This is a genomic window from Gardnerella sp. C0684A1 (assembly GCF_055326835.1).
Genome location: NZ_JBLTSX010000001.1, coordinates 137,313 through 156,172, shown reverse-complemented (window position 1 = coordinate 156,172; position 18,860 = coordinate 137,313). Strand labels below are relative to the sequence as shown.

The 18,860-nt window shown below is 42.6% G+C and carries 16 protein-coding genes; 3 read left to right on the top strand and 13 right to left on the bottom strand.

The genetic code is table 11. The annotated features are described in order from the left end of the window. Nucleotides 1-16: 16 nt before the first annotated feature. The gene (locus tag ACNEUN_RS00620; protein WP_463630162.1) at nucleotides 17-478 is read right to left on the bottom strand and encodes an Lrp/AsnC family transcriptional regulator; all 462 of its coding nucleotides are present in this window, start codon (nucleotides 476-478) and stop codon (nucleotides 17-19) included. 383 nt (nucleotides 479-861) lie between these two features. Between ACNEUN_RS00620 and ACNEUN_RS00615 the strand changes: the two genes are divergently transcribed. Further along, nucleotides 862-2,067 (top strand): pyridoxal phosphate-dependent aminotransferase, encoded by a 1,206-nt coding sequence (locus ACNEUN_RS00615; RefSeq protein ID WP_427875928.1) that lies wholly within the window; start codon nucleotides 862-864, stop codon nucleotides 2,065-2,067. Nucleotides 2,068-2,269: 202 nt separating this feature from the next. On the opposite strand, the gene rho is transcribed toward ACNEUN_RS00615, so the two are convergent. The 7 genes from rho to gatC all read right to left on the bottom strand — a co-directional run bounded on the left by rho (nucleotide 2,270) and on the right by gatC (nucleotide 11,085). Beyond that, entirely contained in the window at nucleotides 2,270-4,264 is a 1,995-nt protein-coding gene (gene rho / locus ACNEUN_RS00610) for a transcription termination factor Rho (protein ID WP_463630160.1), read from the bottom strand. Between the two features lie 305 nt (nucleotides 4,265-4,569). Next, nucleotides 4,570-6,189, bottom strand: coding sequence for an NAD(P)/FAD-dependent oxidoreductase (locus ACNEUN_RS00605; RefSeq protein WP_463630158.1), 1,620 nt, complete (start codon nucleotides 6,187-6,189; stop codon nucleotides 4,570-4,572). Between the two features lie 88 nt (nucleotides 6,190-6,277). Next, nucleotides 6,278-6,592 (bottom strand): DUF2469 domain-containing protein, encoded by a 315-nt coding sequence (locus tag ACNEUN_RS00600; RefSeq protein ID WP_004105898.1) that lies wholly within the window; start codon nucleotides 6,590-6,592, stop codon nucleotides 6,278-6,280. Next, entirely contained in the window at nucleotides 6,589-7,500 is a 912-nt protein-coding gene (locus ACNEUN_RS00595) for a GNAT family N-acetyltransferase (RefSeq protein ID WP_463630154.1), read from the bottom strand. Before ACNEUN_RS00595 ends, ACNEUN_RS00600 begins: the two co-directional genes overlap by 4 nt. A gap of 211 nt (nucleotides 7,501-7,711) precedes the next feature. Beyond that, a complete protein-coding gene (gatB, locus tag ACNEUN_RS00590) occupies nucleotides 7,712-9,211 on the bottom strand; it encodes an Asp-tRNA(Asn)/Glu-tRNA(Gln) amidotransferase subunit GatB (protein ID WP_463630152.1) in 1,500 nt (499 codons plus the stop codon). A 32-nt stretch (nucleotides 9,212-9,243) separates the two neighbouring features. Next, nucleotides 9,244-10,785, bottom strand: coding sequence for an Asp-tRNA(Asn)/Glu-tRNA(Gln) amidotransferase subunit GatA (gene gatA / locus ACNEUN_RS00585; protein ID WP_463630150.1), 1,542 nt, complete (start codon nucleotides 10,783-10,785; stop codon nucleotides 9,244-9,246). A gap of 3 nt (nucleotides 10,786-10,788) precedes the next feature. After that, nucleotides 10,789-11,085, bottom strand: coding sequence for an Asp-tRNA(Asn)/Glu-tRNA(Gln) amidotransferase subunit GatC (gene gatC, locus ACNEUN_RS00580; RefSeq protein ID WP_391496148.1), 297 nt, complete (start codon nucleotides 11,083-11,085; stop codon nucleotides 10,789-10,791). A gap of 106 nt (nucleotides 11,086-11,191) precedes the next feature. On the opposite strand from gatC, the gene ACNEUN_RS00575 reads away from it, so the two are divergent. Further along, on the top strand, nucleotides 11,192-12,292 hold the full coding sequence (locus ACNEUN_RS00575; protein WP_463630147.1) for an ABC transporter ATP-binding protein: 1,101 nt from the start codon (nucleotides 11,192-11,194) through the stop codon (nucleotides 12,290-12,292). Continuing rightward, entirely contained in the window at nucleotides 12,289-13,419 is a 1,131-nt protein-coding gene (locus ACNEUN_RS00570; RefSeq protein ID WP_463630145.1) for a hypothetical protein, read from the top strand. The genes ACNEUN_RS00575 and ACNEUN_RS00570 overlap by 4 nt, the downstream gene beginning before the upstream one ends. A gap of 124 nt (nucleotides 13,420-13,543) precedes the next feature. Here the strand turns inward: ACNEUN_RS00570 and ACNEUN_RS00565 are convergent, their stop codons facing one another. The 5 genes from ACNEUN_RS00565 to ACNEUN_RS00545 all read right to left on the bottom strand — a co-directional run bounded on the left by ACNEUN_RS00565 (nucleotide 13,544) and on the right by ACNEUN_RS00545 (nucleotide 18,755). After that, entirely contained in the window at nucleotides 13,544-14,527 is a 984-nt protein-coding gene (locus ACNEUN_RS00565; RefSeq protein WP_463630143.1) for an ABC transporter permease subunit, read from the bottom strand. Beyond that, complete coding sequence (locus ACNEUN_RS00560; RefSeq protein WP_463630141.1) at nucleotides 14,524-15,516, bottom strand: ATP-binding cassette domain-containing protein; 993 nt, start codon at nucleotides 15,514-15,516, stop codon at nucleotides 14,524-14,526. Before ACNEUN_RS00560 ends, ACNEUN_RS00565 begins: the two co-directional genes overlap by 4 nt. A gap of 133 nt (nucleotides 15,517-15,649) precedes the next feature. Further along, the gene (locus ACNEUN_RS00555) at nucleotides 15,650-16,456 is read right to left on the bottom strand and encodes a TrmH family RNA methyltransferase (protein ID WP_427875938.1); all 807 of its coding nucleotides are present in this window, start codon (nucleotides 16,454-16,456) and stop codon (nucleotides 15,650-15,652) included. Nucleotides 16,457-16,507: 51 nt separating this feature from the next. Next, entirely contained in the window at nucleotides 16,508-17,356 is an 849-nt protein-coding gene (locus tag ACNEUN_RS00550; RefSeq protein ID WP_463630138.1) for a hypothetical protein, read from the bottom strand. A gap of 58 nt (nucleotides 17,357-17,414) precedes the next feature. Then, nucleotides 17,415-18,755, bottom strand: coding sequence for a DNA recombination protein RmuC (locus ACNEUN_RS00545; RefSeq protein ID WP_463630136.1), 1,341 nt, complete (start codon nucleotides 18,753-18,755; stop codon nucleotides 17,415-17,417). Nucleotides 18,756-18,860: the final 105 nt, after the last annotated feature.

Sequence of the window (18,860 nt, the reverse complement as noted above, 5' to 3'; positions counted from 1 at the left end):
TGGTATCTAGAATAAATTAATCAAAATATGTTTGCAAAACCATAGTTGTTTCAGTACTAACCGGAACGACCTTGTGGATAGTGTTGATTAATTCTTCCAATTTGCTTGGAGTTGCAACGCGCACTACCAGCATAAAACTAGGGCTGCCAGTAATAGAATAGCAGGCTTCGATGCCTTCAATATCACGAAGCTTCGTCGGTACAGTAGATTCCTGTTCAAAATCTAGTGGCGTAACTGACACAAATGCGCTTACTGGCAAACCACGGCGCTCGTAATCTATGAGGGCACGGTAACCAGTAATAATACCTTTACGCTCCAGTTTTTGCACACGCGACTGTACTGCAGAAACTGACAATCCCGAAGCTTTTGCTAACCGCGTCAACGTTGCACGTCCATCATGCTCAAGGATGTCTACTATTATTGCATCGGTAGAATCCATGACCGTGCTCGCTTCAACTTTATTAGAGTTGTTCGTCATGCGGCCTCCATTCTCGAAATAGACGATAGACCAAACTGCGATTATGTATCCTGCAGTCGATTTTATAGTACCGTATTTTTTAACGAAAAAGAATCAAATTATACAAAAAATTTTGTTTCTACAGAAAAAAATCATATGTTTACCTATCTAAGCACATGCTTAGAATTTTTAAGAATACACAATTTATTGAATAATAAAACCAAAACATTCGAAAAGATTATAGAATTATTTTACGTAATTGAAAAAATTTACAGAACTTTCTATATTTCGTAACTTAATTCAAACGTTGCGTACATCAATAAAATGTACTATCAATAAATACTAAAAATTATTACTACCGTCCGTTTTACAAAATTTATTAGCCCGCACCCAAGGAGTTCCAGATGACAAAAATTGCAGAACACACAATAAAAATACCTAGGTCCGGTATTAGAGACGTATTCGACCGAGTAGAAAAAATACCAAACGCAATATCACTATGTCTGGGCGAACCTGGCGAAACAGCATCACAGCACATAGTAGAAGCAGCATGCGATTCATTGCGCGAAGGAAAAACAAAATACACAGACGTATTAGGCATAGAAGAATTCAGAAAAGCCGCAGCAGCTTATACGAAACGAGTAAAGGGATTAACATACAACGCAGATACAGAAATACAAGCAGTAGACGGCGCTACTATAGGGCTTTACTTAGCAATTAAAGCAGTAGTAGATCCAGGAGACGAAGTAATAATACCTTCACCATACTTCACTTCATACGATGCAGAAGTACTTATGTGCGACGCTATTCCTGTAACAGTAGCGCTCAAACCAGAACACGGAATGCACGTAAACGCTGATGAGATCCGTAAAGCGATTACACCTCGTACGCGCGCAATAATTATCAACTCTCCAGGAAACCCAACAGGTGCCGTAACTACAGCAGAAGAGCTAGCGGAAGTAGCAAAACTTTGTAACGAATTCGACTTGTGGGTAATTTCAGACGAAGTTTATCATCCTTTTATATTCTCAAGCGATGCATCAAGTGAGCCAGAAGGAAAGTTTGTAGCTCCATCAATAGCCGCAGCAGAAGGCATGCACGAACGAACAATAATCGTAGAAAGTTTATCAAAAACTTACGCAATGACTGGTTGGCGCATAGGATACATTCTAGCTCCAGAAAATATAATTGAACAAACCAGCAAAGTCGCAGAAATGATGCACTCTTCAGTTAATTCGACAGCACAATACGGCGCAATCGCAGCTTTCAATGGCCCTCAAGATCACGTAAAAGCAATGCGCGAAGAATACAGATCAAAGCGCAAAATAGTAATGGAAAATCTTTCAGATTGTTCCGCTCTACGACTAGTAGAACCGCAAGGAGCATTCTATGCATTCGTTGACGTACGTCCTACAGGACTTAGTTCCGAAGAATTTAGTAGAAAACTATTAGAAGAAGAATCTGTAGCAGTAGTTCCAGGCGAAGCATTTGGATCAGAAGGATCCGGATTCGTTAGATTGTCGTACGCAGGAAAACCTGAGGACGTTAAAGAAGGAGTAGTTCGTATGCGACGTTTTGCGATTTCTAAGCAAAACGATAAACAGAAATAATTTTCAACAAAAGTAACACAATTTACTTAAGCTGCGTTACAAATAAGCAGCGTTACAAATAAGCAGATAAATAGATAATACTAGAGTAAAAAATAAAGTCGCCCTTACTTAAATAACAAGTACAGGGCGACTTTACTTATAAGATAAATGCGATAATCCACGCAATTAAACTAATGTGCGCAACTAACGAATCTGCTTAAAATCAAACAGCAGACTGTGCAGAAGCACCATTATTAACTGCAGCACCAGCTTGCTGAGTAATAGCAGTTAGGAAGTCACGATTAGAAGCAGTTTTCTTCAAACGCGGCACCAAAGTCTGATACGCCTGCTCAGCATCAAGACCGCCAAACAAACGACGCAAACGATAAATAATCGGAAGCTCATTAGCAGGAGTGATCAGCTCCTCACGACGAGTACCAGACGCGTTAATATCAACTGCAGGGAAGAGACGCTTATCTGCCAAGTCACGACTCAAGCGTAACTCCATATTGCCAGTGCCCTTGAACTCCTCGAAAATAACCTCATCCATCTTGGAACCAGTTTCAACCAAAGCAGAAGAGATAATAGTAAGAGAACCACCGTCCTCAATATTTCGAGCAGCGCCAAAGAACTTCTTTGGAGGGTACAAAGCCTGAGCATCCACACCGCCGGAAAGAATACGTCCAGAAGCAGGAGCAGCAATATTGTATGCACGAGCAAGACGAGTCATAGAATCAAGCAAAACTACAACATCCTGACCAAGCTCAACCAGACGCTTAGCGCGCTCAATAGCAAGCTCGGCAACAGTAGTGTGATCTGTTGCAGGACGATCGAAGGTGGAAGAAATAACTTCACCCTGAACCGTGCGCTCCATATCAGTAACCTCTTCAGGGCGTTCATCAACAAGAACAACCATCAAATGCACTTCAGGATTGTTGGTAGTAATAGCATTTGCAATATTCTGCAAAGTAATAGTTTTACCTGCTTTTGGAGGCGAAACTATTAATCCACGCTGACCCTTACCGATAGGAGCAACCAAATCTATAACTCTGCCAAGAATACGATTTGCAGTAGTCTCTTGCTTAAGACGCTCATGCGGATACAAAGGCGTGAGCTTAGCAAACTGAGGACGAGTCTGAGCATCCTCAACACTCATACCGTTAATAGTATCGACACTTTGCAAAGGAACAAACTTTTGACGCTGATTGCGGCGATCGCTTTCACGAGGAGCACGAATAGAGCCTTGTACTGCGTCACCTTTACGCAAACCATACTTTTTGATTTGGCTCATAGACACATAAACATCATTTGGTCCAGGCAAATATCCTGACGTGCGCACAAAGGCATAAGATTCAAGAACATCTATAATTCCTGCGACTGGAACAAGCTCTTCAGCTTGTTCTTCGCGATGAGACTCACGATCAGCATTACGATCAGATCTATCAGATCTATCATTATGCTCTGCGCGATTCATGCGCTCTGAACGATTCATGCGCTCTGCTCTACTCATGCGTTCGCTGCGATCACCGCGTTCTGAACGCTCTGAACGTTCATCGCGATCAGATCTATCATCGTGTTCTTCATCGTAATCGCGAGTACGAGCGCGCATACGACGCTGGAAATGATCCGAACGTTCGTTTCTATCGTTGTAATCACCGCGATTATAATCTCTTCCGCCGCGTTGACGACGCAAATCAGCATCTCTACTATCAGAAGAACGGCGAGAAGATTCCTCGTCTTCTTCATCACCAGGAAGCAACGCTAAAATCTGATCAAGATCGCGAGAGACATTCTCAGCACCATTATTATCATCATGATTTTGCACAAACCTGCGACGCTCAAAATCGTTTTCTACGCCATTGTCTCGTTCATTTCCGCGTAAAGATTCACGATACCGCGGTTTATCTTCCCGATTGTTAACATTTGCATCTGAAATTTCAATATCATCTAACGCATTACGCGATGCATCAGATTCCATATACTGGCGTTTCGACTTATCATCAGGAACAAGATTTTCCAACGACTCAATGTCATAGCCCGTAACTTTAGGCACACGAACCGTTACACCAGCTGGAGCTTCTCCCCCATTTCGAGCAGCAGTTATAGTTGCAACCAAATCAGGTTTACGCATAGTAGACGTACCACGCAAACCCATCTGCTTAGCAAGATCCCTAAGCTCAGGAAGCTTCATATCTTTAAGATTCTGGCTTATTGCCACTATTATACCTTTCCTTGACTCACGCGGAATAGAACTCCGGAGAGCTTTGTGTGGAAGATTGCGGAAAATCCGCTACGAATTCACGCTCATACATAACAATGTGTAGCATGTGAACTTTTGTAAAGATATCATATGTACGCGACTCACAGCACAAATAAGTTTCTTACAGAGTGTTTCGTATATGCGTAAAAATTTTACACTTCATAAAAAGCAAAAAGCGCTAAGAAAATCAGCTCATGCCGACTAAACTTAGCGCTTTTAGTAAACTACTTTTCTGAAATTAAATTATTTAAAAGTAACTAAACTTACTTCTTTTCGTGATAAGACTTTTCAGTATTAACAGACCAGACATTTGCTTTAGAAGTTGCTCCAGTGTGAATATTCTCAACAGCTTCAATTGCAGTTGCCATGGAATGATCCTGATTATTATAACGATGCTGACCGTTACGTCCAACGCAATACAAATTACCAAAACCATCCAAGTAATCAATCAGCTCAGGCATTTGTGAATAAGTATCGAAGTACGCTGGATAAGCCTTTGGCACGCGCTCACGATGAGAATCAAGAACATCTTCCTCACCGTTGATAACCTGCATACGAGTCAACTCGTCAATAGCCATCTTGCGAGCCTCATCATCACTCATATTCCAGAAATCGTCGCCTTCTTCACAGAAGTATTCAAGACCAATCCAAACAGTATTATCAACATCTTTAACAAGGTAAGGACTCCAGTTGTTGAAAATCTGCAAACGACCGACCTTATAGCCAGGATCCTGAACGTAAATCCAGCAATCTGGCACAATAGGAGGATTTCCAAGAGTTGGGATTGTAGTCGTATTGCGCAAGCGTAAACGCTTTACCAAAAGACCAACAGTTACGAAGTCACGATAAGGCAAGCCCTTAGCAACACGTTGCATTTCTGCTGGAACTTCAGCCTTCTTGTCACCATTCGCACCCTGTTCAAGTGCAGCAACCAAATCCTTAATCGGCATAGAAGATATGAATTGATCAGCATGCAATTCAGAACGCTCACCATTTGCATCTTCAACAACAACGCCAGAAATCTTACCTTCCGACTGTTTAATTGCCACAACTTTAGCATCTGTGCGAACTGTAGCACCATTCTCGCGGCATCTACGTTCTACAGTCTCCCACAACTGGCCTGGGCCAAGCTTTGGATACCAGAACTCTTCAATAAGAGAAGTCTCTACTTCCTTCTTCTTGCCCTTCTTCTTTGGCATAAGCTTAGAGAAAGCATTCTTCAAAACTTCCACAATGCTCAAGCCTTTAACACGCTGAGCACCCCAATCAGCAGAAATCTGGCTTGGATGCCTGCCCCAAAGCTTCTCAGTATAACCTTCGAAGAACATGGAATAAAGCTTCCTACCAAAACGATTAATGTAGAAGTTCTCAAGATTGGTTTCCGGCAACTTATGAATCATAGACCACAAGTAACTAAAACCAACCCTCATAGTCAAAATAAAGCCCATAGAACGCAAAGTAGCTGCAGAAAGAGAAATCGGGTAATCGAAGAAATGGTGATTCCAGAAAATTCTGGAAACACGATGACGCTTCAACATAACTTCATCTTCAACTTCAGGATCTGGGCCACCTGCTTCCAAATCATGATGACGACCAAGCTTTTTATCGTCATAAGAAGGGGAACCCTGCAAAGGCAACATTTCACGCCACCATTGCATGATTCGATCATCCTTAGAGAAGAAGCGGTGTCCACCAATATCCATACGGTTCCCGTTATATTTCACAGTACGCGAAATACCACCGAATTCACGAGTAGCTTCAAGTACGGTCACATCATAGCGTTCAGCACCGCCGTCCTTCACAAGCTCCCAAGCTGCCGTCAACCCTGCCGGCCCTCCGCCGATGATTACCACAGATTCTTTTTGGGATTGCGCTTCCGTCACTTGTCCTCCATACCTCAATACGTAATTTGGCACAAAACTACTAAGCTATGCCAAATTTTTATGCATATCCTAGCTAATCATACGCGTATCACGCGATAGACTCAGGAATATCAATATCAGTTTTTTGTACTTCTTCTACGTTTACGTCTTTAAAAGTAACAATACGAACATTCTTTACAAAACGAGAAGGACGATATACGTCCCAAACCCAAGCGTCTGTAAGCTGCACATCAAAATACACATCTTGACCTGCTGAACGTACATTAAAATCGACTTTATTTGCTAAATAAAATCGACGCTCCGTTTCAACTACGTAAGTAAAAAGCTTAATTACATCACGGTACTCTTTGTACAACGCAAGTTCAGCATCAGTTTCGTAGTTGTCGAGATCTTCGGCGCTCATTGCTTCCCTTCTGTCTCACGTTTACGACCACGACCTATAATACGCCACCATGCTTTCTTTGAAGAAGTTTCTGCTGCTTCGCGCGAATCATACGGCCAAGTTTTCTCATCAGTATTATCACGCTTAACGGGTATTGCTATAGAATGTTGGTGAGAACTTAAAGCTTCTTTTACACCAGGATTTTCTTCAATAACATGCAAACCAAAAGCATCTAATGAACGTATTGCATCATACTCATCCGCAAGAGTATCCATAACAACAAAGTCTTGATATTTATTGTTCTGAGAATCCCAAAAAGCATCGCGAGCAGTACCAGTTTTCACAAAGCCGAGAGACTGATATACAGAAAGCGAACGAGAATTTGATGAAGGAACACCAACCCAAATACGGTGTAAACCAAGACCTGAAGGTTCAGAAGCAAAACCGTAAGTCATAACTCGCGGCATAGCGTCTCTAGAGTATCCACGACTGCGATAATCTTTTCCAAGAACAACCTGAATTCTTGCAGAACGCGACCAGCCATCAATATCAATCAGAAAAATCATTCCGATAATATCTCCACTAGTGTTTTCAGCATCGTCGATAACTTCGGGAACTATAGCCCAAGCCATAGTAGGACGGCACTGCGGATCATCAACGTAACGCTCTTGAGATAAATCATTGTATGCACAAGAACCTGTTGACCACTGATTAGAACGTTGCACCCAGGCATGAACCATTGCTCTTTCACATTGGGAATCTTTACCTGTTATAACGTACGAATTATCAAAGGCATGCAGCTCATCCATTTTCGGCAAATCATTAAGGGATGCTGGCCGCAAATAAGCCATCTCTCCCTTAATATTTGGGATAATCACACTTTCAGGCAGCTTGCGAGAGCTGATATCACCGTCGTTGGTTTCCTTCATACTCACCCACTTGCAACACAATAACTTTTTGCAGCCCGCACTATAAGTTACGAGCCACACACACAAACAAAGATTTTATCAGAAAGGTTATAACAAACTACAACTTTCAATGACACTACTATTAAAAACTTAGAAAAATATAAAAATCTGCGCGCACACGCACATGAATATTCCATTCATAAGCATGAACGCGCAGAATTTATTTTAAATTTCAGGCCTTGATTTTTGCCATTACAATCTTAGTAACGGCCTTAGCGTCTGCTTGACCCTTAGTCGCACGCATAACGGCGCCAATAATTGCGCCCATCGGCTTCATATTTCCAGACTTAAGCTTTTCGGCAACCTCTGGATCAGCTGCAAGAGCAGCATCAACAGCGGCTTCCAAAGCGCCATCGTCGTTCATAACCTTAAATCCGTGCTTCTTAACAACTTCATCAGGCTTACCTTCGCCAGCCAAAACGCATGCAACAGTTTGCTTAGCAAGCTTATCGTTAAGATTGCCATCCGCAATTAGCTTTTCAACTTCAGCCACATCTTGTGGAGTAATAGGCAATTCTTCCAAAGTTACGCCACGAGTGTTTGCTTCGCGAGCAAGCTCACCAAGCCACCACTTTTTAGCACCAGCAGCACTTGCACCAGCCTTAACGGTTTCTTCAACCAAATCAAGAGCATCCGCGTTAAGAATATCGCGCATTTCAAGATCGCTAATACCCCATTCGCTTTGCAAGCGGTTGCGGCGCTCGCGAGGCATTTCTGGCATTTGCGCCTTTATACGCTCAATATGCTCTTTCGTGATATGAAGCATAACCAAATCTGGATCTGGGAAGTAGCGATAATCATCGGCGTCAGACTTTACGCGGCCGCCAGCAGTAGTCTGAGTTGCCTCATCCCAGTGACGTGTCTCTTGCAAAATCTCGCCGCCTTCGCTCAAAATAGCAGCCTGACGACGAATCTCGTATTGCAGCGTCTTTTCAATTCCGCGGAATGTGTTCACATTCTTAGTTTCAGAACGCGTGCCGAACGGATCGGTTGGCTTTCTACGAAGCGAAACGTTTACGTCTGCGCGCATATTGCCCTGCTCCATGCGAGCGTGGGAGATGTTGAGAGCGCGAACAATATCGCGAATAGCGCGCATGTATGCGCCTGCGATTTCTGGAGCGCGGCTGCCAGCACCTTCGATTGGCTTAGTCACAATCTCAATCAAAGGTACGCCTGCGCGATTGTAATCAACCAAAGAATGATTTGCGCCTTCGATTCGGCCATCTGCGCCGCCAACGTGAGTATTCTTGCCAGCGTCATCCTCAATGTGAGCGCGCTCAATCGGAACGCGGAACACAGTGCCATCTTCCAGCTCAACATCCAAGTAGCCGTTGCCATTAGTTGGCTTATCGTACTGGGAAATCTGATAATCGCGAGGCATATCTGGGTAGAAGTAGTTCTTACGAGCGAACTGGCTCCACTCGGCAATCTCGCAATGCAACGCTAAGCCAAGCTTAATCGCGTAATCAACTGCAGTCTTGTTTACAACTGGCAAAGAGCCTGGCAAACCAAGGCTTACAGGTGTTAGCTGAGTGTTTGGTTCGCCGCCAAAAGATACTTCTGCTGGGCAGAACAGCTTCGTGCGAGTGCTAAGCTCAACGTGAGTTTCCAAGCCGAAAACTGGGTCAAATTGCTCCACAGCATCGGCGTATTTCATAAGTTTTTCAGCCATGAGAATCCTTCTTACTTAAGCTTTATTTCACTTTACTTAGCCAATGAATCGAGCCAACCAGCTTTAAGCGACTTCCAGATTGGGCCGCTCCACTTTTCTTCGAGCGCTGCTTCCAACGCTGCTGCAGGCTTGTACATCTTTTCATCATGGCATTGCGGAGCAATAATCTGAATACCAACAGGCAGACCATCGTCGCTTAAGCCAGCTGGGAGGCTCAAAGCTGGAACGCCAGCCATGTTTGCAGGAATCGTAGCAATATCGTTCATGTACATTGAAAGTGGATCGTTCATCTTCTCGCCAAACTTAAATGCCGTTGTAGGGCTTGTTGGAGAAACTAGAACATCTACCTTATTAAACGCTTCTTCAAAGTCGCGAATAATAAGCGTACGAACTTTTTGTGCAGAGCCATACCAAGCATCGTAGTAGCCAGCGGAAAGTGCGTAAGTGCCAAGAATAATACGACGCTTTACTTCGTCGCCAAAGCCAGCTTCGCGAGTTGCAGCCATCATGTTTGCAGCAGTTTGAGGCTTATCTGCTGGTGGCATTACGCGCAAACCGTAGCGCATTCCGTCGTAGCGAGCCAAGTTGGAGCTAACTTCGGAAGGCATGATTATGTAGTATGCAGATAGCGAGTAAGGGAAGTGAGGGCAGGAGACTTCTGTTACTTCTGCGCCCATATCTTTAAGCAATTGCACAGCCTCATTAAAGCGTGCTTCAACGCCTGGCTGGAAGCCTTCGCCGCTAAGCTCTTTAACAAGACCAACCTTTACGCCCTTCAAATCGCGGCGAGCACCCTCGCGCGCAGCTTGAGCCATTGGAGGAACAGGAGCTGGAATCGAAGTAGAATCGCGCCTATCGTTTCCGCCGATAATCTCCTGCAAAAGCGCAGAATCAAGAACGGTACGAGAAACAGGTCCAATCTGATCCAAGGAGCTTGCCATAGCGATTGCACCAAAACGGCTAACACCACCATAAGTTGGCTTCGCACCAACTGTACCAGTTAAAGCACCTGGCTGGCGAATGGAACCACCAGTATCTGTGCCCAAAGCAATAGGAGCCTCGAACGCAGCAACCGCTGCAGCTGAGCCGCCGCCGGAACCGCCTGGAACACGCTCAGTATCCCAAGGATTGCAAGTAGTTTGATAAGCAGAATGTTCTGTAGAAGAACCTTGAGCGAACTCATCCAAATTGGTTTTACCTAAAATTGGCATGCCAGCTGCTTTGAGCTTTTCAATAACAGTAGCATCGTAAGGTGGAACCCAGCCTTCGAGAATCTTAGATGCTGCAGTAGTAGGAATGCCCTTAGTAACAATCATGTCCTTAATTGCAATTGGCACACCAGCCAACTCAGGCAATCCTTCAGTCTCACCCTTAGCATTCTTAGCATCAAAAGCATCTGCCTGCTCAAGAGCAATATCTGCAGAAACATGCAAGAATGCCTTGATTTCTGGTTCTGCAGACTCAATAACTGACAAGTGAGCTTCAACAAGTTCGCGGCTAGAAACTTCTTTAGATTTCACAGCCTTTGCCATCTCGGCAGCAGAAAGCTTTACTAAATCTTGAGTATTAGTCATGTTTTACTCCTCCCCCAAAATTCGAGGCGCTACAAACATGCCAGACTCACTTTTAGGAGCACCAGAAAGAGCTTCTTCTTGAGTCAAAGGTGTAGCAGGCTCATCTGGACGCAAATAAGCCTCCAAAGGCACTGGATTTGCAGTAGGTGGCACATCTTCGCCAGCAACTTCCTGCACTTTATTAATAGATTCTGCAATGACGTTTAATTCGCCTTGCAAGCGACTGATTTCTTCGTCGCTTAAGGCAATCTGGGATAGAACACCCAAATGCTCAATTTCTTCACGTGTGAATGTAGGCATAATCCCAACTATATGTGTGATGCGTGACCTTTCCACTAAGTAAAAATACTCGTAGAAGCATTAATAAACATAAATTTTGTTCTGTGCCACGAAGTAAAATTCAACTATGTTAGAGATACGAAATATATCTAAGTACTACGATAATAAGCAAGTACTAAAAAATGTTTCTTTTGTAGCAGAAGATGGTAAAGTTACTGGTTTTGTCGGGCCTAACGGTTCCGGAAAATCTACTGCACTATATTGCGCAGTCGGACTTATGAAATCTAATAACGGCAGCGGATTCTTTGACGGCATGCCGTATGAAAGTCTTCCATCTCCAATTGAAACAGTAGGAATTGTATTAAATACCAAAACTGAAGATGAAAGCATAAGTGCATTAAATCACTTAAATGCTTTCGCAGCAGTTTATAAAATTCCAAAAAGTCGTGTACAAGAAGTTATAGACATGGCCGGCCTTAATTCTGCTAAAAATGTTAAGATTGGCGCAATGTCACTAGGCATGCGTAAGCGACTTGCTATCGCTACTGCTATTCTTGCAGACCCTCACAATCTTATTCTTGACGAACCATTTTATGGATTAGATCAAGAAGGTATTAGATGGGTGAGAGAACTTTGCCGATACTATGCAAGTAGAGGCGGAGCAGTTTTGCTAAGTTCAAATTCGATTAGAGAAGTTGCTCTCACTGCAGATAATCTTGTTATTATTGCTCACGGAGATATTTTGCAGAGGACAAGCGTTGAAGCTTTTACTGCAGCTTATTCTCAGTATTCAGCAGTTCGTGTAATTACACCTGATCCAGAAAAACTTTTGAATATTATGCAATCAAAGTACAGCAATTGTACTGTTACACCTGTTCCTTACAAAACCGAAGATGTACAAGACGGAGCATCTTTTGTAATAACTAATGTAAATATTTCAGAATTAGCGCAATATTTCGCTGATCAGCAACTAGTTACATACCAGTTAAATAGAGAGTGCTCTTCACTTGAAGATGCGTATATGGCAATAACCAACGGACATACTCAGTATGTATCTAAGCCACCGTACATCTTCAATAAAACTCGAGATCAAGCAGCACTTCAAGAACAGTATTTGAATCAACAAGCAAATCAAATGCAATATGCACAACCTGATCGAATGCAATATGTGCAGCAATCACAAAACACTCCGCAGTTGCAACATAATATTCAGGGAGGGGCAAGATGAACGCATCAACTATTAATGGTGAAAATACAATGACGAGTGATCCTAGACACAAAACTACTGCTGCAGTAGCTCCAAGAAAACTCACGCGATACAATTTAACTTTCATAAACGTATTAAAATCTGAAACAATTAAATTGGCATGCGCAAAGTTTACATGGTGGTGCACTGCGCTGATTATTGTTATTCCAATTTTCACCTCATCAATTATTTCTACTTTTGTTCACGGTATTGTTCCTAAGGGAATGAATCCAATATTTCTTTTAGCACAAGGCTTACAAGGATCAAAAGCTGTTATACCTTGCACCCCAAGTAGCATGTTCATGAATTACACGGCAGAAGCTGGATGTAACCCTCAGGAACCGCTCAATACTGTAAGAAATATAACCACGTCAATATTTATTACTGCTATTTTGTCTGCCGCTATAGTATTTATTGTTTTTGCTGCAAAAGCTGCTACACGAGATCGTAAGAATGGATCCCTAAAAGGCTCTATTATTGCTGTGCCTCGTCGCAATTTGCTTATAGTAGCAAGATTAGTTGTAGTAATAATTTATGCATTCATTATGCAAATAATCTCTATGATTATATTAAATATTGCATCATCAACAATGTTCTCCGACTGCTTCTTACTATGGCAAGGACAACAAGTTCACTTCTTCAATGTGTCTATTAATATGATGATACTTTCGGCAATTTGCATGGTTTTCTTTGCAATTATGGGATACGGCGTTGGAATGATATGCAAGTCTGCAGCTGCCGGAACTCTATGGCTATTGATAGTTCAGTACACTATATGGATAACTATGATCGTATCATTTATTTGCAGTTCCATCTCTGAACTTACACATATTGCAATTATGTATGGAGGAAGTAATATCTTTGCCTCTTCCGCTTCTGTTACTAATTTCATTACTTCAGATCCTGCAATATCTCCTCTTTTAAACATTCTGCAATTCTTACCTTCAAACGCTGCAAATAATTTCTTGTCTGACGCAGAATTGCACACTAGTACCACGAATGCGTTTATACCAAACTTCATGATTTCGTTCATGTACATGCTTGTTTTGGCAGCTATTTTATACGGCATCGGACACGCTATAGAAAGAAGCAGGAACGTTATGAAATAGCTTGCGCTGTTCACTCAATTTGTGTTGTGTGAACACGCTTAATTAAAAACCCCATCCGTTCTTCGAATCATTATGAAACGAAATTGGATGGGGTTTACTTATTTTTTATTTAACTAGTTTTAGATCAAATATCGCGATGCTTTTCAAGCATGTATCCGATTGCATACATAATCACAGCCCAAGCAAGAACCACTAAACCGGACTGCCACCATGTGAAAACATATGCGTTTGGTGGAAGTTGCAGCCCAGAATTAGCGGAGGCTCCTAAGAATTGGCTTACAGCACTGCCTGGCAAAATCTGAATAAGTATTGAAGTCCACTTCGCAAAATTGCTTGCAAGCATAATAATGCTAACAATGGTCTGCAGAATCACCACGGCTCCAATAACGCACATAATTCCGCCAGCAGTTGACTTGCAAATCATGCCAAAACCGTAGGCCATTGCTGACACAACAACCATAATTGCAGGAGAGCCAAGGAACAGAGTAAGCGGCAATTTCCACACGTTGCTTCCCGATAATCCGGAAATGTTATCTCCCATAAAAGCTAATTCTGCAGCAGCTAAAGAAACTGCCATTGCAATAAGTTGGGCTACAAAAACATAGATTGCAACCGCAATAAACTTAGCCGTAAAGAACATACCCCTTTTAGGTACAGCAGTAAGAGAAGCCTGAATCGAAGTTGTAGAATGCTCCGCGGTTACAGCAAGCACTGCAAAAATTGCCAAAACAATCAAAGATACAGAAGCAAAGCTAATAACTAAGTGGAAAATGCTATCTTGAGATGCAATAAGGCTACTTTTATTGCTCAGCCCAACAGTAATTGCAGCGCTTGATTTGCCTTGATTTGCTCCATTCTTAATGTCAACTTTAGACATTGCTTTTTGCACAATCGCTATAATAAAGCTAAAGATTACTGGCAAAACAATTGTTAATGCCATGCACCACCATGTTGACGCAAGTCCGCGCAACTTAACAATCTCGGATTTAAGCGTGTGCATAAATGTTAGACGCAAGTGCTGAGAGTTCATACTTCTGCCGGTTTTGTAAGAGTTGCTTGTTTCTTGATCAACAGATTGATTAACAGATTGATTAATTTGCTCACTCATTTTGCGCTTCCTCCATCTGCATATTGCGTTCCAGTCGCAGCAGCAGCATTTGGCAATGCTTTTGTTGCGTACTGCTCTTGACCGTGCGTAAGAGCCAAATATGCTTCCTCAAGCGAGGCGTGCTCTTGATTTAGCTGGTAAACCATAATTTGATTATCTGCAATTTCCCGAGCAAGCTGATTAAGCTCACAACCTGTTATCTTAAAAAGCTCACCTTCCTGGACATCTTGTGGAGTTCTACTATCTGGCAAAATCTTGCATTCCGGACGATTTTGAGTAAGCACAGACTTTAGTTTTTCGCCTTCAGGTGTCACTAAACGTATAGCATGTTGAGAATGCGCATTAACAAAATCTTGTACCGTCGTGCGCTCCAAAATTTCTCCATGCGCAATAATCACAAGATTATCTGCAGTAAGAGCAACTTCGCTCATTAAATGAGAACTAAGCAGTATTGCACGACCTTGACTTGCGTAATACTTGCATAATTCACGAACCCACTTAACGCCTTCTGGATCCAAACCGTTAACCGGTTCGTCAAGTATGAGATTATGCGGGTCTGCTAAAAGAGCTGCAGCGATTGAAAGACGCTGACCCATGCCAAGCGAGAACGAACCAGCCTTGCGTTTTTTTACACTAGTCAAACCAGTAATATCAATGACTTCATCAACACGTTTCTTTGATATTCCATGAGTTAAAGCCAGTGAATACAGGTGATTGTAAGCGGAACGACCCCTGTGAGCAGACTTTGCATCAAGAACTGCGCCAACTTCTGTCATTGGAGATGCGATTTTTGCGTAAGGTTTTCCGTCAATAAGAGAAGTGCCACTATTTGCATGAATAAGATTTAATGCACAACGCATGGTGGTAGATTTACCAGCACCGTTAGGACCCAAAAAGCCCGTGACTTTACCGTCTTCAGCGACAAAAGAAACGTCTTTAAGCACTGTTTTTGCGCCAAAACGCTTTGTAATATGTTGAAATTCTAACATATTGCAATATTATCACTATTAAAAAAAAAAATACACATTTTATGTAAGTGTTTATGAGTACAAACTACTACGTTTTGTAATGCAATCGTTTGTTTGCGATTGTTTGTTTATATTTGCTTGTTTGTAGCTTGTATCAGCAGTTTGGTGCTGCATGTTGCGCAATCCACGCGTGCATGGAAACAGCCGCAGCGGCTCCTGCATTTAGTGAGCGAACAGATCCGAATTGCGAAATATAAACAACATCGTCCGCCATTTCTAGTGCTTTTTTAGAAAGACCCGGACCTTCCGCACCAAAAAGCATAAGGCAACGTTTAGGGAACTTGTAGTTTTCCATAGCAACTGCGCCTGGAATAATATCTAGAGCTATAATGCGAGCGTTTTTAGCGTCTTGTTCCTTGATATTTGCGATTTTTTCGACTTCTTTATTGCCTTCTTCTTGCGCTTTAAGTAAAAGTTGATGCGCTTCTTCTGTTTCTCGTGCTATATTTTCGCGCCAATTAGTTACCAGAGTTTCAATAGTTGGGCAGCACTCAACGTATTGGTATAGCTCAGTCATTAACGAGCCTTTGCGATTCCATTTATGAGGCCCTACAATATACACTTTTTTCGCAGTAAACGCGTTTGCAGTGCGAACCATAGAGCCTATGTTGAAATCGTGAGTCCAATTTTCTACTGCTACTTCAAACTCATGACGACCTTTAGAATCGAGATCCGCTTTTATTGCTTCCACTTTCCAGTATCTGTAACGGTCTAGAACGTTACGCTGATCGCCTTCGTCTAGTAATTCAGTGCTAAACCGCGCATCGTAATTTGGCGATTCTGGATTATCTGGACGAGGCTCACCTGGGTGTTCTTCTTCCCACGGGCCAACTCCTATAGGTCGGAATTCTGGCTCATCGGAAGCTTTTGCAGCCAAAGTAATTGGATTCGGTTCGTGCATGTGTGAGTTTTACTCCACTTAAAGTATTAATTTGCGATTAATCTGGGCAAACTAATCTTGGCAGCCGTCAGTTGCGCAATCACCTGTGCAACCTGACTTGCAATGACCGCCACAGCAATCATCCTCACAGCATGGCTCAGTGCAACCGTCATGAGCACAATCACCCGTGCACTCTACTTTGCAACGACCACCGCAGCAGTTATCTTCGCAGCAAGGCTCAGTGCAGCCGTCATGTTTGCAATCACCAGTGCATTTAACCTCACAATGACCGCCACAGCAATGATCGTTGCAGCAATCTTCGTGATCTGCATCTGCACGTAATTTTTCTTCATCGAAAGCTTGAACAAATGCCATTTTAGTATGCTCCTCACTTATTGGATTTACTAATTGAAGATGCCTCATGCCTTGTTCGTCGGCGTCAACACCACCAATTAATGCAACTATAGCAAGAATTTGCGCTCCTTGCTGCTTAACAATACCAAAATCAAGACTTAATTCATTGCCGTGTCGTAAAGTCACAAGCGAAGAAGTTTGAACATACGACTTTTCAGAAAGCCAAGAGTCAAGCAACAATACTCGCTTGCCTTTAACTGACGGACCTTTTGTTGCAGGAAAAACAAAATCCATAACAAATCCGTCAAGTGCAATTCCTTTACGTTCTGCAGCATGAATAAGCGCAAAAACCATCGGCACTGCAGCAGCAGTTAACGCACCAACAGCATCAACATCGCGCTCTAACGAATACCCAGCTCGTTCAATCGCATCAAAAAGAACGTCACCAACCAGCTTAGAGCCGCGCTGATTAAAAGTAACAGAAAACAGTTCGCTAAATGGTTTCGCACTCATATCTGCACAAAGCATGCGTTCAAGCTCAGCACGTTCTTCTTGCAATTCTGCCATTGTTGCGCTCCTTAACGTTTAAAGTTCTTCAATTTTTGATGCTTTAATGTTTTTATGCTTAACGATCTTCCACTGATACTTCCGGAGCACTCAGCTCTTTAACATCAGCTTTATCAGAATCTATAAGATCTATTGAAGCAATAACTTTACTTTGATCTAACTTCTGAAGTTTACGCGCTGTTACCAACACTCGCGACTCAAGCGAAGAAGCAAACTTATTGTAAGCTGCAACCGTTCTTGCCAAAGATACGCCAAGTTTTGAAGCATTTTCTCCAAGAACCGCAAAGCGATCGTACAATTCTCTAGATAAATCGAAAAGTTCTTTTGCGTCATCTGTAAGACTTTGCTGCTGCCATGCGTACGCAACAGACTTAAGCACAGCCCACAAAGTAACTGGAGAAGTGAGTGCTACTTTTTGCGCAAAAGCATCATCAATAAGCGTTGGATCCGCTTCAAGAGCTGCCTGAAGCAACGCTTCGTTTGGAATAAATGCAACTACAAAATCTGGTGCTGTTTCAAAAGCCTGCCAATACGCTTTAGCTCCCAATACTCTAACGTGTTCTCGCAAAGCCTTAGCATGCGCTTTTAGAAGCTCACTTCTTCTAGCTAATTCTTCGTCACTTGCATTATCTGGTATTTCGCAAGCGCGCTGATAATCCGCATACGGAACTTTTGCATCAACTGGAATTGTTTTGCCTCCTGGCAGATGCACAACCATATCCGGTCTCTGCTGTTCGCCATTTACTCCCGTTACAACAACTTGCGTATCAAAATCAACATGCTCAAGCAAACCTGCAGATTCAACAATATTCTTTAGTTGAGCTTCACCCCAAGCTCCGCGAACCTTATTATTTCGCAATGCTGCAGAAAGCGAACTTGTTTCGCGGTCAAGCCTTGTTTGCTGCTCGCTTAAGCCTTTAAGCTGAGTGCTCAGCACACCCATTTCTTGCTTACGCCCTTCTTCAATTTGCGAAACTTTATTCTTCAATGCTTCGAGATTGTCTTTTACCGGAGCAAGCGCTTCCAAGACTTTACCTTGCTCTTTCAAAGTTTTTTCACGATTTAATCGTTCGCGTTCTTCTCTCTCTGAGCGCAATTGCTCTTCACGATTCACTCTTAATTGTTCCGCTTGCTGCGCTTTTAACAGCTCCGTCTCAACAAATTTCAATCGCTCAGCGAGCTGCTCTGCTTGTGTGCGATATCGTATAGCCTGATTGCCATTTTCTTGCGCTTGAGCGCGCGCTTGTTCATACTGCGAGCGCAATTCGTTAAATTCGCGCTGGTTTACGCCATTAACGCCTTGCGTTCCAGAGTTGTGCTTAACAATAGCCAGCACAACAATGGCGGTTATTACAACAGCAACCACCATTAAAACAAACATCACAATATTATCGAACATACGTTCTATTAAACACTATTGAGTTGACTTTTAAAACATAATTAAACACGTGCATTATCTAATACAAAAATAGCGCGCTGTCTAATGGAAAATAATCCAATAAAC